This window comes from Methylobacterium sp. WL120, from assembly GCF_008039465.1.
Classification (GTDB): domain Bacteria; phylum Pseudomonadota; class Alphaproteobacteria; order Rhizobiales; family Beijerinckiaceae; genus Methylobacterium; species Methylobacterium cerastii.
In genome coordinates this window covers 1-12,792 of record NZ_VRUT01000137.1, presented here as the reverse complement: position 1 = coordinate 12,792, position 12,792 = coordinate 1, and the positions used below count along the sequence as shown (strand labels likewise).

The 12,792-nt window shown below is 71.3% G+C and carries 16 protein-coding genes and 1 pseudogene; 10 read left to right on the top strand and 7 right to left on the bottom strand.

Annotation, left to right across the window (positions count from 1 at the left end; genetic code table 11):
• Nucleotides 1-245: 245 nt before the first annotated feature.
• Nucleotides 246-1,172, bottom strand: a complete 927-nt coding sequence (locus tag FV229_RS20790) for a histone deacetylase family protein (RefSeq protein WP_147753781.1) — start codon at nucleotides 1,170-1,172, stop codon at nucleotides 246-248.
• A 188-nt stretch (nucleotides 1,173-1,360) separates the two neighbouring features.
• Here FV229_RS20790 and FV229_RS20785 point away from each other — a divergent pair, with 188 nt between their 5' ends.
• The 9 genes from FV229_RS20785 (at nucleotide 1,361) to FV229_RS20750 (ending at nucleotide 7,305) form a co-directional block, all read left to right on the top strand.
• A complete protein-coding gene (locus tag FV229_RS20785) occupies nucleotides 1,361-1,939 on the top strand; it encodes a L,D-transpeptidase (protein WP_147753780.1) in 579 nt (192 codons plus the stop codon).
• Between the two features lie 389 nt (nucleotides 1,940-2,328).
• On the top strand, nucleotides 2,329-2,772 hold the full coding sequence (locus FV229_RS20780; protein WP_147753779.1) for a hypothetical protein: 444 nt from the start codon (nucleotides 2,329-2,331) through the stop codon (nucleotides 2,770-2,772).
• A 188-nt stretch (nucleotides 2,773-2,960) separates the two neighbouring features.
• Nucleotides 2,961-4,979, top strand: coding sequence for an acetyl/propionyl/methylcrotonyl-CoA carboxylase subunit alpha (locus FV229_RS20775; protein ID WP_147753778.1), 2,019 nt, complete (start codon nucleotides 2,961-2,963; stop codon nucleotides 4,977-4,979).
• Between the two features lie 29 nt (nucleotides 4,980-5,008).
• Complete coding sequence (locus tag FV229_RS20770; RefSeq protein WP_147753777.1) at nucleotides 5,009-5,239, top strand: hypothetical protein; 231 nt, start codon at nucleotides 5,009-5,011, stop codon at nucleotides 5,237-5,239.
• The gene (locus FV229_RS28470) at nucleotides 5,236-5,358 is read left to right on the top strand and encodes a hypothetical protein (protein ID WP_281406738.1); all 123 of its coding nucleotides are present in this window, start codon (nucleotides 5,236-5,238) and stop codon (nucleotides 5,356-5,358) included. Before FV229_RS20770 ends, FV229_RS28470 begins: the two co-directional genes overlap by 4 nt.
• Before the next feature lie 37 nt (nucleotides 5,359-5,395).
• The gene (locus FV229_RS20765) at nucleotides 5,396-5,845 is read left to right on the top strand and encodes a gamma-glutamylcyclotransferase (RefSeq protein ID WP_147753776.1); all 450 of its coding nucleotides are present in this window, start codon (nucleotides 5,396-5,398) and stop codon (nucleotides 5,843-5,845) included.
• The gene (locus tag FV229_RS20760; RefSeq protein ID WP_147753775.1) at nucleotides 5,838-6,119 is read left to right on the top strand and encodes an acylphosphatase; all 282 of its coding nucleotides are present in this window, start codon (nucleotides 5,838-5,840) and stop codon (nucleotides 6,117-6,119) included. Before FV229_RS20765 ends, FV229_RS20760 begins: the two co-directional genes overlap by 8 nt.
• Nucleotides 6,120-6,268: 149 nt before the next feature.
• Complete coding sequence (locus tag FV229_RS20755; protein ID WP_147753774.1) at nucleotides 6,269-7,027, top strand: DUF599 family protein; 759 nt, start codon at nucleotides 6,269-6,271, stop codon at nucleotides 7,025-7,027.
• 47 nt (nucleotides 7,028-7,074) lie between these two features.
• Complete coding sequence (locus FV229_RS20750) at nucleotides 7,075-7,305, top strand: DUF3253 domain-containing protein (RefSeq protein ID WP_147753783.1); 231 nt, start codon at nucleotides 7,075-7,077, stop codon at nucleotides 7,303-7,305.
• Here the strand turns inward: FV229_RS20750 and FV229_RS20745 are convergent.
• The 5 genes from FV229_RS20745 to epmA form a co-directional block, all read right to left on the bottom strand.
• On the bottom strand, nucleotides 7,278-8,099 hold the full coding sequence (locus tag FV229_RS20745) for a YdcF family protein (RefSeq protein WP_147753773.1): 822 nt from the start codon (nucleotides 8,097-8,099) through the stop codon (nucleotides 7,278-7,280). The two genes, FV229_RS20750 and FV229_RS20745, sit on opposite strands and share 28 nt — an antisense overlap.
• 27 nt (nucleotides 8,100-8,126) lie before the next feature.
• Nucleotides 8,127-8,771, bottom strand: a complete 645-nt coding sequence (locus FV229_RS20740) for a dimethylmenaquinone methyltransferase (protein WP_147753772.1) — start codon at nucleotides 8,769-8,771, stop codon at nucleotides 8,127-8,129.
• 98 nt (nucleotides 8,772-8,869) lie between these two features.
• The gene (locus FV229_RS20735) at nucleotides 8,870-9,490 is read right to left on the bottom strand and encodes a glutathione S-transferase (RefSeq protein ID WP_147753771.1); all 621 of its coding nucleotides are present in this window, start codon (nucleotides 9,488-9,490) and stop codon (nucleotides 8,870-8,872) included.
• Nucleotides 9,491-9,494: 4 nt separating this feature from the next.
• A complete protein-coding gene (locus FV229_RS20730) occupies nucleotides 9,495-10,550 on the bottom strand; it encodes a lysine-2,3-aminomutase-like protein (RefSeq protein ID WP_147753770.1) in 1,056 nt (351 codons plus the stop codon).
• On the bottom strand, nucleotides 10,547-11,602 hold the full coding sequence (epmA, locus tag FV229_RS20725; RefSeq protein WP_147753782.1) for an EF-P lysine aminoacylase EpmA: 1,056 nt from the start codon (nucleotides 11,600-11,602) through the stop codon (nucleotides 10,547-10,549). Before epmA ends, FV229_RS20730 begins: the two co-directional genes overlap by 4 nt.
• Before the next feature lie 232 nt (nucleotides 11,603-11,834).
• Here epmA and efp point away from each other — a divergent pair, with 232 nt between their 5' ends.
• Nucleotides 11,835-12,401 carry an elongation factor P gene (gene efp, locus FV229_RS20720; RefSeq protein WP_147753769.1) on the top strand — a complete coding sequence of 189 codons (567 nt, stop codon included), beginning with the start codon at nucleotides 11,835-11,837 and terminating at the stop codon, nucleotides 12,399-12,401.
• 22 nt (nucleotides 12,402-12,423) lie between these two features.
• On the opposite strand, the pseudogene FV229_RS20715 reads toward efp, so the two are convergent.
• Nucleotides 12,424-12,792, bottom strand: a pseudogene (locus FV229_RS20715) (hypothetical protein); the annotation flags it as partial.

Here is a 12,792-nt window from a genome sequence, read left to right as displayed (position 1 = left end):
CGCCGACGATCCGCGAGGCCGCCCGCCGGATCTCGTCGCCGGCCAGGAGGGCCGCGACGCCCAAGGCCGCCAGCCCGATCGCCCCACCCCAGATCCAACCGGAGGTCCGCCGCTGCCGCACCCGATCCATCCCCCCAAACACGCGGCTATCCTGCCGCCTCACCTTGAGGATGGCATTACCACACGATCCCGGTTTCGATTGCCGAATTGTCCCGAATTTCGCGCGGTGTTTCTGCCGCTCTCCCTCAACGCCCCATCAGGGCGTCGACATGCGCGGAGACCGAGCGGCCGAGGCCGTCGAGGCTGTAGCCGCCCTCCAGCATCGAGACGAGGCGGCCGCCGGCATGGCGGTCGGCGACCTCCATCAGCTTGCGCGTGGCCCAGCCGAAGTCGGCTTCGGTCAGGCGGAGGTTGGCCAGCGGGTCGAGGTGGTGGGCGTCGAAGCCCGCCGACAGGATGATCACGTCGGGGGCGAAAGCCTCGACGCGGGCGAGGATGCCGGCCTCGAAAGCCTCGCGGAAGATCGCCCCGTCGTCGCCCGGGCGCAGGGGCACGTTGACGATGGTGTCCTTCGCGCCGCGCTCGGAGGCGGCGCCGGTGCCGGGAAACAGCGGCATCTGGTGGGTCGAGGCGTACATCACGTCGGCGTCGTCCCAGAAGATGTCCTGCGAGCCGTTGCCGTGGTGCACGTCCCAGTCGACCAGCGCGACCCGGCTCGCACCCTTGGCGCGCGCATGGCGCGCGGCGATGGCGGCGTGGTTGAACAGGCAGAAGCCCATCGCGCGGGTGCGCTCGGCGTGGTGGCCGGGCGGGCGCATGGCGACGAAGGCGTTGCTGCACTCGCGCCCCATCACCGCGTCGACCGCGAGGATGCCGCCGCCGACGGCGCGCAGCGTCGCCTCCAGGCTGCCCGGCGACATCAGCGTATCCGAATCGATCGCGACCATCCCCTCCTTCGGGGCGGCGGCGACGATGGCCTCGACGTACTCGGCCGGGTGGGCGAGCGTTGCGACCGAGGCCTCGGCCTGGGGCGCCATGGTGCGGACGAGGCCGGCGAACCGCTCGTTCTCCAGCACGCGCTCGATCGCGCGGATGCGGTCGGGCCGCTCGGGATGTCCCTCGGGCACGGCGTGGTCGAGGGCCGCCGGGTGGCTCACGTACAGGGTCGTCACGATCATCCCTCCGGCTCGCGCACGCCGTCGCGCCGCGGACGCAGCTGTCGCAACCGGGCAACAGCCTTTGGCATTGTGCCCGCGGGCAACGCAGGAGGCTACGCCGAAGTGCCACCTGCGCCTATGCTCCGCTCAGTTTCCGTCAACTCTGGTTCGAACGGCGGAGACGTGCTCGAGAGACGTCCGACATGCGCTTCGCCCCGATCATCGCGTGTGCCGTGCTGCTTTCGGGTTGCAACTTCAAGGCGGTGCCCGATCCGACTCTGTCGGCGCGGGACACCGCCTTCATGGCTTTGGTGCCGGACGCCGAGTTCGATCCGCACTTCGCCCGCTACCAGGTCACCGATCCGACGAAGGAGCGGCCCGGCACCATCGTGATCGAGACGATGGAGCGGCAGCTCTACCTCGTGCTGCCCGACGGCAAGGCGATGCGCTACGGCGTCACCGTGGGCGACGAAGCCTACGGCTGGAAGGGCACCGCCACGGTCGACCGCAAGGCGGAGTGGCCGGCCTGGAACCCGCCGGCCGAGATGGTCAAGCGCTGGCCGCACGTGCACCCGATGCAGGGCGGCCCCGGCAACCCGCTCGGCGCCCGCGCCCTCTACCTCTCCGACAAGGGGCGCGACACGCTCTACCGCATCCACGGCACCAACGAGCCGGAGAAGATCGGCCAGGCCGCCTCGTCCGGCTGCATCCGCATGCGCAACATCGACGTGGTCGACCTGTTCAACCGCGTGCCGGTGGGCGCCACGGTGATCGTGCGCTGACGCGCGACCCTCGAGCAGTCTCCTCGCATCATTCCCGGGCTGCGAAGCTGCGAGCGGAATTCAGAACCGCTGATGCCAGCCAGATCCGACGCCGTCGGCGGTTCTGGATTCCGGGCTCGCCTGCGGCGCCCCGGAATGACGGAGCGAGCGGTCAGCGAATGGCGCTCCATCCACGCTCATAGAGAGCGGGCAGCCGTCGTCTTGTCTCGACCGAAGCCGACATTCCGACCGAAAAAAGCAAGATTCCCGAAACGCTCATTCGTGAGCACGCTTTAACCTGAACGCCGGTTCAGATTTGGCCGTTAACTTCTCAAGACGATCTGCCTCGTACAGTCCAATACATACGAGGACAGGCGGCGACCGAACAAAGGTCGCAGGAGAATTCGGTCATGATCAACGTTTCTCTTCAAGACTTCTGCAACCATGCCGTCGCCGAGGGCCGCATCACGCCGGCCGACGTGAAGGCCCTGCTGCGCGACGTGCTGCCGGACGGGATCGCCCATCGCGACGAGGCCGACATGCTGATCGCCCTGGAGCGGGCGGTGCCCGACGCGGACACGGCCTTCGCCGACGCGCTGGTCGCCCTGGTGGTCGACTTCGCGGTCTGGGGCGAGCGTCCCTCGGGCTACGTCGACCGCGCCGTCGCCGCCTGGCTCTCCGCGTCGCTCGCCGGGCATACCGGCCCGACGCCGGCCGGCGCGCGCATCGCCGTCGAGATCGTCCGCGAGGCGGAGGGCAGCGCCGAGGCGCTGATGGCGTTCGCGCTGGACGCCAACCGCTGGACCCGCGAGCCGGCCAAGGCCGACCGGCCGCGCTTCGCCCGCGCGGCGTGAACTTGCTGCGGGCGCTTACAGCCTGAACTTGCAGCTTGAACCGGAGCCAAAAACTTTTCACCGCCGGGGCCGCGCCCTCGGCCTCCGGCACAGCTTCCGTCGCCTCGTGATCTGCTTTAACGGGAACGTTCTGTCCGGCTCACGCCAAGCCGGTTCCTGAAGACGACCTGACTCGAGCGCGCCAAAAGATGTTCGACAAGATCCTGATCGCAAACCGGGGCGAGATCGCCTGCCGCGTCATCAAGACGGCGCGGCGCATGGGCATCAAGACCGTGGCGGTCCACTCGGACGCCGACCGTGACGCGGTGCACGTTGCGATGGCCGACGAGGCCGTCCACATCGGCCCGGCGGCGGCGTCGCAGTCGTACCTCGTCATCGAGAAGATCATCGACGCCTGCAAGCGGACGGGCGCGCAGGCGGTGCATCCGGGCTACGGCTTCCTGTCTGAGCGCGAGGCCTTCGCCAACGCGCTCGCCGAAGCCAATATCGTCTTCATCGGGCCGAACCCCGGCGCCATCGCCGCGATGGGCGACAAGATCGAATCGAAGAAGGCGGCGGCGGCCGCCGACGTCTCGACGGTGCCGGGCTTCCTCGGCGTGATCGAGAGCCCCGAGCACGCGGTCGAGATCGCCGACGGCATCGGCTACCCGGTGATGATCAAGGCCTCGGCCGGCGGCGGCGGCAAGGGCATGCGCATCGCCTACGCCTCGGGCGAAGTCGCGGAGGGCTTCGCCCGCGCCAAGTCCGAGGCCGCGTCGTCCTTCGGCGACGACCGCGTGTTCATCGAGAAGTTCATCACCGACCCGCGCCACATCGAGATCCAGGTGATCGGCGACAAGCACGGCAACGTGGTCTACCTCGGCGAGCGCGAATGCTCGATCCAGCGCCGCAACCAGAAGGTCATCGAGGAGGCGCCGTCGCCGCTCCTCGACGAGGCCACCCGCCGGAAGATGGGCGAGCAGGCCGTCGCCCTGGCGAAGGCCGTGGACTACGATTCCGCCGGTACCGTCGAGTTCGTCGCCGGCCAGGACAAGTCGTTCTACTTCCTCGAAATGAACACCCGCCTCCAGGTGGAGCATCCGGTCACCGAGATGATCACCGGCGTCGACCTGGTCGAGCTGATGATCCGGGTCGCCTACGGCGAGACGCTGCCGCTCACGCAGGACCAGGTGAAGCTCGACGGCTGGGCGGTGGAGAGCCGCGTCTACGCCGAGGACCCGACCCGCAACTTCCTGCCCTCGATCGGCCGGCTCACCACCTACCGGCCGCCGGAGGAGGGCGAGTTCGGCAACGGCAAGGTCCGCAACGACACCGGCGTGGAGGAGGGCGGCGAGATCGCGATCCACTACGATCCGATGATCGCCAAACTCGTGACCTGGGCGCCAACCCGTGCGGAAGCGATCGAGCTGCAGGCCGAGGCGCTCGACGCCTTCGCCATCGACGGCATCCGCCACAACATCCCGTTCCTCGCCGCCCTGATGGCGCATCCGCGCTGGCGCGAGGGCGCGCTGTCGACCGGCTTCATCGCCGAGGAGTTCCCGGAAGGGTTCTCCGCGCCCGAGCCGAAGGGCGCGGTGGCCCAGCGGATGATGGCGGCGGCGGCCGCGATCGACCACAAGCTCAATGCGCGCAAGCGCGGCATCTCCGGCCAGATGCGCGACCCGGGCCTGCTGCATTTCGAGCGCGACCGCGTTGTGATGCTGGCGGGCGAAGCCTTCCCCGTCACCGTCGATCCGCACGAGGACGCGCTGGCGCAGAACTGCCTCGTCGTCACCGAGGCCGACGGCACCGCCCACGTGGTCGAGAGCGAGTGGCGCCCCGGCGAGCCGGTCTGGACCGGCACGATCGGCGCGCAGCGCGTCGCGATCCAGGTGCGCGGGCTGCTCAACGGCGTCGCGCTCCAGCACGCGGGCGCCGCGGCCGACGCCCGCGTCTACACCCGCCGCGAGGCGGAGCTCGCCGCGCTGATGCCGGTCAAGGAGGATGCCGGCTCGGGCAAGCAGGTGCTCTGCCCGATGCCCGGCCTCGTGAAGCAGATCCTGGTGAAGGAAGGCCAGGAAGTGAAGAACGGCGAGGCCATCGCCATCGTCGAGGCGATGAAGATGGAGAACGTGCTCCGCGCCGAGCGCGACGCCACCGTGGAGAAGATTCACGCCAAGGAGGGCGAGAGCCTCGCGGTCGACGCGGTGATCCTGGAATTCGCCTGATCGCCCCAGCATCCTGAGGCCGGCGCGGAATGAGCCTGATCCACAACGAGCAGACCAAACTGCTCGCCACCGGGCTCAACACCATCGCCGCGGCGTTCATCATCATCGACGTCGTCACGCCTGTGACGGCTGTCAGCTTCGGTATCGCGAATGCTCCGAAACCGACCGGCGTCACCGTGTTCTTCGCGGCCGTCTGGCTTTGCACCGGTTTCGGCATACATTGGATCGCAAGACGCGTTCTACGGAGCCTCAAACCATGAACTCCGGCGAGATCTTCGTGATTTTCGTGATTCCGGCCACCATGCTGACGGTGGCCTACCTCGCGATGCGTGCCAACGAATGGGCTATCCGCCGCGACGACCAGAAATCCGGCAAGTAGCCAGTCGTCCATTTTCCGGTCGGGGGCCGGAACAGGAATGCCCCTCTACTTCGCCTACGGCGCGAACATGGACGCCGCCGCCATGGCCGCCCGCTGCCCGGCCTCGCGGCTGATCGGGCAGGGCCGGCTGCACCGCCACCGCTTCATCGTCATGCGCGAGGGCTACGCCTCGGTGGTGCGCGACGGGCGCCACACGGTCTGGGGCGTGCTGTGGGAGCTGGCGCTCGCCGACGTGCCGGCGCTCGGCCGCTACGAGGGCGTCGCCGGCGGCCTCTACGTCAAGGCGACGCAGCCTGTCGCGACCCCGGGCGGGGTCAAGCGCGCCTTGATCTATCTCGGCCGTTCCACCGCCTACGGCGTGCCGAAGCCGGGCTACCTCGAAGCGGTGCTTGCGGCGGGCGAGGCGGCGCAGCTGCCGCCAGCCTACCTGCGCGAGCTGCGCGGCTGGCGCCGCGGGCGTCCGACCGGGTTGTCCGGCCATGGATGAGAGCAGAAGCGTCGCCGTCGTGATCGTCGGCCGGGTGCAAGGCGTCGGCTATCGCGCCTGGACCCAGCGCGAGGCCGAGGCGCGCGGCCTGTCGGGGCACGTGCGCAACCGCGCGGACGGCGCGGTCGAGGCCACCTTCACCGGGGCGGCGGCCGCGGTCGACGCGATGGTGCAGGCCTGCCGGGCGGGGCCGCCGGGTGCGCATGTCGAGCGGGTCGAAACGCAGGCGGCGGAGCCGGAGCCCGATGTCGCCGGGTTCGCCATCCGACGCTGAGACGTCCGCGGATGGACCGAGCGCGCCTGGACGGCCCGCTCTCGCGCGCCTCGACAGCGCGGGGCGGTCCAGGGTAGCCATCGCTTGGCCCTGCGGCAGGCGCGCCTGCCTGGCCGTCGGCGAAGCTCGAGCCGACGCTCCCCGGGACGATGACCGACCTGCCTTCCGCCTCGCTGCTCTCGGCCTACCTGCCTGCCGCCTTCTCGCCGATCGACCTCGGCGCGCTGATCTACTTCGTGCTGGCCTGGGTCGGGTACGGCCTCTCCGTCGGGCGCCTGCGCGGCCGGATGGTGTCGCTGAGCCAGATCATGAACGCGCAGCGCGAGGAGTGGGCGCGCCAGCTCATCGTCCGGGACAACCGCGTGGTCGACACCACGATCAACGCCTCGCTGCAGAACGGCACCGCCTTCTTCGCCTCGACCTCGCTGATCGCGCTCGGCGGCGTCCTGACCCTGTCGCGCTCCGGCGACGACGTGCTCAACCTGTTCGGCACGCTGCCCTTCGGCACGATCGCCACGCGCACGACCTGGGAGATCAAGGTCGCGGGCCTCGCCGTCGTGTTCGTGTATGCCTTCTTCAAGTTCGCCTGGGCCTACCGGCTGTTCAACTACAGCGCGATCCTGCTCGGCACGGTGCCGCCCAAGGGCTCGGGCGCGGGCGAGGCGGAGATGCTGCGCGCCGCGCGCCGGGTGGCGGCGATGAACACCGCGGCCGGCAGCCACTTCGCCCGCGGGCAGCGTGCGTTCTTCTTCGCGCTGGCCTATCTCGGCTGGTTCGTCAGCCCCTATTTCCTCGTCGCCTCCACGACGGGGGTCGTGCTCGTGATGTGGCGGCGCCAGTTCGTCTCCGAGATCCGCACGATCCTGCTCGCCGACGACGACCCGAAACGCCAAGGATCCCCGCCGTGAGCGACGACCGCACCGGAACCCGCAGCGAAGCCGCGATCGAGGAGACGATGCTGCGCCTCGTCGCCGAGCGCGGTCCCGGCAAGACGATCTGCCCGTCCGAGGTCGCCCGCGCGCTGGCCGGTCCGAACCCGGACCAGTGGAGCCCGCTGATGCAGCCGGTGCGGCGCATCGCCGTGCGCCTGACCAAGGCCGGCCGCCTCGCGATCCTGCGCAAGGGCAAGCCCGCCGACCCGGACGACTTCCGCGGCATCTACCGGCTGTCGCTGCCCGAAGCCTGATCCGGCCCAGGCAGCAGCGCGTCGGTGTAGCCGGCCAGCCGGTAGACCGCGAGGCCGATCCATTCCTTCACCGCGAGGTCGAGCACCAGCAGCCCCTCCGAGGCGAAGCTGCCGAAGCGCAGCGCGTCGCGCGGGCCGCGGGTGCGGTAGTCCACGGGGAAGGCGACGACGTCGAAGCCCGCCGCGCGGAAGCACCCGATCGCCCGCGGCATGTGGAAGGCGGAGGTGACCAGCAGCCAGCGCTCGCCCGGCTTCGGCTGGGCCATGGCGGCGGAGAACAGCGCGTTCTCGCGGGTGTTGCGCGAGCGGTTCTCCAGGATCAGCCGGGTGCGCGGCAGGCCGAGGGTGTCGGCGTCGCGGCTGACGATGTCGGCCTCGGCGATTGCCCCGTCGACGAGGCTGCCGCTGCCGCCGGAGAACATCAGCCGCGCCTGCGGATAGCGCCGCGCGAGGTCGGCCATGTAGATCGGCCGCTCGCCGGCATCGTTGACGACGACCTGGTTGCGCCCCGAAGACAGGCCGGCCTCGATCCCGCCGCCGAGCACGATGATCCCATCGGGCGGCCGGTCGTCGGCGAAGGCCGGGAAGCGCTGTTCCAACGGCAGCACCGCCCAGGCCGAGAGCGGCGAGAGTCCACCCGCGAGCAGGCCGAAGAGGCCGAACGCGCTCAAGGTGCCGCCGAGGCGCCGCCGCGCGGTCGCAAGCGTCAGCGCGACGCCGGCGAGCCCGACGAGGCAAAACAGGTTCGAGGGGGTGATCAGGAAGAAGATCACCTTCGAGAGCGGAAAGAACATCGGCGCGGGTCCGGCGGGCGTCGGCCCTCAGGCCTTCGTCTCGGCCTCGTAGCGGGCCAGGGTCGCGGCGTCCGGCGGCAGCAGGGTGGCGAGGCTCGCGCCCTTCTCCGCCTCGCGGGTGAGCCAGAGATCGAGGCGCTGCTGCTCGACGGCCTCCAGGGCCACCGCCTCGGCGATGTCGGCCGGGATCACCACCACGCCGTCCGGCCCGCCGACGACGACGTCGCCGGGATGCACCGCGGCGCCGGCGCAGGAGACCGGCTCGCCCGAGCCCGCGAGCTGCAGCGCGCCCTCGGCCGGCGCCGTCGCCGCGTCCCAGACCGCAAGCCCGCTCTCGGCCGCAAGCGCGCCGTCGGTGACGAGGCCGGCGGCGCCGCGGGCGGCGAGCCGCGCGGCCAGGATCGCGCCGAAGGGGAGGGCGAGCCCGGAACGGCCGGTGTCGACCACCACGACGGCGCCCTCGGGCACCGCTTCGACGGCTTGCGCGAGCGAGTGCGAGACCGCGCCCCGCGACGGGATCATCCGCAGCGTCACGGCCGGCCCGACGGCGCGGCCGGAGCCGGCGAGGCCGGAGAGCGAGCAGGCCGGCACGCCGCGGCGCGCCAGGGCGCGGGCGAGGCTCGCCACGGTGACCGCGGAGAGGGCGTCGCGCAGGGTCGGATCGAGGGCCATCGAGGTGCAATCTCCGGGCGGGCCACATGGCGCCCGCGTGGCTCAAACTGGGTCGCGCGGGTGCGCGGGCAAGGCGGGTCAGCGAGGAGGTTCGAACGTCAGCTGATCGGCGCAGCGAAGATCCGGGCGGCGGCGGGGCGCTGCGCGAGCGCATCGTACCAGCGCCGGATCTCCGGGCGCTCGACGCGCTCGGCCGGCAGGGCGAGCCAGCGGTGGGCGGCGCAGCCCAGCGCGATGTCGGCGATCGAAAAGCGCGCGCCGACGACGAAGGCGCGGCCGGCCAGATGCCGGTCGAGGATCGCGGCGAGCGCCTCCGACCGTTCTAGCGAATCGGCGATCAGCGGGTGGTCGCGGGTCTCCGGCGTCGCACGGTAGAGCTGCCAGAAGGCGTCGCGCATCGCCGGGGTGAAGCTCGTCGCCTGCCAGTCGAGCCATTGCTGGACCTGCGCCCGCTCGCGCCGGTCGTCGGGCAGGCGCAACGCGCCCTCCGCCCCGTCGGCGAGGTAGCGCAGGATCGCGTTCGACTCCCAGAGCGCGAAACCGTCCTCCTGCAGCACCGGCACCAGGCCGTTCGGGTTCATCGCCTGGTAGGCGGGGTCCGCGACCACGCCGTGCGCACCGCCGGCCTCGACCCGCTCGTAAGCCAGGCCGGATTCGTCGAGGCCCCACAGGGCCTTCTGCACGTTGACGGAGTTCGCCCGCCCCCAGAGCCTGCGCATCGGCTTAGTCCCGCTCGCTCATCTTCGGGGGGTAGGCGTGCACGCCGCCGTTCGGATCGGTGACCCGGGTGCCGCCGCGATCCGCAGCGACGTAGCCCGGGCCGACCGGCACCTTGCCGTGGCCTCCGGGGATGTCGAGGACGTAGGTCGGCTGGGCCAGCCCCGAGAGCCGGCCGCGGAGCGTGCGCATCAGCGCCTGCCCGGCGTCGAGGCCGGTGCGCAGGTGGGCGGTGCCGGGCGCGAGGTCGCCATGGTGCAGGTAGTACGGCTTGATCCGGTTCTCGACGAAGGCCCGCATCAGCGCCTCCAGCACCGTGGCGTCGTCGTTGATTCCGGCCAGCAGCACCGTCTGGCTCACCATCGGGATGCCGGCGTCGACCAGCCGCGCGCAGGCCGCCTGCGCCTCGGCGGCGAACTCGCGGGCGTGGTTGGCGTGCAGGGCCACGAACACCGCCCGGCCGAAACCTTTCAGCGCCGTGACGAGGGCGTCCGTCACCAGGGCGGGGCTCACCACCGGCACCCGCGTGTGAACGCGCAGGACCTTGACGTGCGGGATGGCGCCTAGGCGCCGCGCGATGTCGGCGAGGCGCCGCGGCGAGAGCGCGAACGGGTCTCCGCCGGTGAGCACGACCTCCCAGATCGCCGGGTCGGCTGCGATGTAGGCCAGCGCCGCGTCCAGCTCGGCCTCGCTCAGCGTGCCCGCGCCCTCCGGCCCGACCACCTCGCGGCGGAAGCAGAAGCGGCAATAGACCGGGCAGACGTGGAGCGGCTTCAGCAGCACCCGGTCCGGGTAGCGGTGGACGAGGCCGGGCAGCTTCTCGTGGACCACGTCGCCGATCGGGTCGGCCCGCTCCTCGGGCGCCGTCACGACCTCTTCGGCGCGGGGCACGAACTGGCGGGCGATCGGGTCGTGCGGATCGGACGGGTCGATCAGCTCGGCCATGTCCGGCGTGATCGACACGGCGTAGCGCGCGGCCACCGCCCGCAGGGCCGGCAGCTCGGCCGGGGAGACCAGCCCCGCCGCGGCGAGGTCGTCCGGGCTGCGAAGCGGGCGGTTCATCGCGTCCCGCCCGCCACGGGCGTCCAGATCACGTCCTCGATATGCGGCGCGCCGGCGGCCAGCATCACCAGGCGGTCGAAGCCGAGCGCGCAGCCGGACGCCTCCGGCATGACGGCCAGCGCCGCGAGGAAGTCGGCGTCGATCGGGTAGGTCTCGCCGTAGACGCGCTCTTTCTCCGCCATCTCGGCGGAAAAGCGCCGGCCCTGCTCGGCGGCGTCGGTCAGCTCGCCGAAGGCGTTGGCGAGCTCGACGCCGCAGGCATAGAGCTCGAAACGCTCCGACACCCGCGGGTCGTCGGCGCTCGGCCGCGCCAACGCCGCCTCGCTGACCGGGTACTCGCACAGGATGGTCGGGCGCCCTTGGCCGAGATGCGGCTCGATCCGCGCCACGAGCACGCGGCTGAACAGGTCGGCCCAGGTGTCGTCGTCCGCGACGCGAAGGCCCGTCCGCGCGACGGCCGCCGCGAGCCCTTCGCGATCGGTCGCGTCGTCAGGAGACACCGTCGCGAGAAGGTCGATCCCCGCATGCCGGTCGAAGGCCTCGGCCAGCGTCAGCCGCTCGGGCTCGGCGAAGGGATCGCAGGTCCGGTCGCGATGGCGCAGCCGCGCCGTCCCGGCGGTCTCGGCCGCGAGCCGCAGGAGGTCGGCGCAGTCGGCCATCAGCACGGCGTAGGGCTCGGCCGCCCGGTACCATTCGAGCATCGTGAACTCGGGATGGTGCAGCGGCCCGCGCTCGCGGTTGCGGAAGACGTGGCCGAGGCTGAACAGCCGCGATTCACCGGCCGCCAGCAGCTTCTTGCAGGCGAATTCCGGCGAGGTGTGGAGGTAGAGCGGCGCACGCAAGCCGTCGCCGCCGATCGCCTCGGTGGCGAAGGCGGAGAGGTGCGCCTCGTTGCCGGGCGAGACCTGGAGGCAGGCGGCTTCGACCTCGACGAAGTCGCGCGCCGCGAAGTGGCCGCGGAACGCATGGGCGATGCGGTTGCGCAGCAGCAGCAGCGGGCGCCGGTCGGCGTGCCGGTGCGGCGCCCACCAGGGGGAGGGGGCGTCCGTCACCGGGCAGCCCTGCACAGAGAGGCCCTGCACCGAGCGGACCTTGGATCGGCGGATCGGACGTTTCCGGCTTCGAACACGCGCGCTCCCGGCGGACCGATACTGGCGCGGCTGGCAACCGGGCCGCGGATAGGATAGTGCCGGAGCCCGATATCGCTCTCGAGGGATATGCCTCTCCCGCGGGGCATCGCGCTAGGCGCGCGAACCCCGCCTTGTCAACGCAGGACCTGACCCCGTGAAGGTGATCGCTTCTACCCTCCGCAAGGGCAACGTCGTCGAGAAGGACGGCAAGCTCTACGTGATCCTGTTCGCGGAGAACATCCATCCCGGCAAGGGCACCCCGGTGACGCAGCTCGACATGCGCCGCATCACCGACGGCGTGAAGGTGTCCGAGCGCTACCGCACCACCGAGCAGGTCGAGCGCGCCTTCGTCGAGGACAAGGAGCACACCTTCCTCTACAGCGACGGCGAAGGGTTCCACTTCATGAACCCCGAGAGCTACGAGCAGATCCAGGTTCCGCCCGACGTGGTCGGCGACGCCGCCCCCTACCTGCAGGAGGGTATGGCCGTGATGGTCTCGCAATACAACAACGTGGCGCTGACGATCGAGCTGCCGCAGCGCGTGGTCCTCGAAGTGGCCGAGACCGAGCCGGCGATGAAGGGGCAGACCGCCTCCTCCTCCTACAAGCCGGCCACCCTCTCGAACGGCGTCCGCACCACCGTGCCGCCGCACATCGCCACCGGCACCCGCATCGTGGTGATGACCGCCGACGGCGCCTACGTCGAGCGCGCCAAGGACTGACAGACCTCGGCCTTCGAGCGATCTACGGCGCCGGAGCCGTGCCCTCGGAGGCCTCGTAGCAGCGTTGCGAGAGGCCCTGCGCCCGCACCCGCTCGGGCGCGGTGAAGCCGCGGCCCTCCACCGACCACAGGCCTTCCTTACGCAGGGCGTCGCCGGTGCAGCGGGCCGCGATCCGGCACGAAGCCGGCTCGCCGCCGGTGCGGGTGCAGGTCTCGACGTAGTCCGCCCGGAACTTCGCCAAACCGGCACGGGGATGCGGCCCGGTCACCGCGACGAGGCCGGTCAGCGCACCCAGAAGCAGCGGCTGGTGTAGGAGATAGATCGCCAGGCTGTGGCGCCCGGCGAAGGCCGCCGCCCGCGCGCCCCGGCTGCGCGGCCGCCAGAGCCCGGG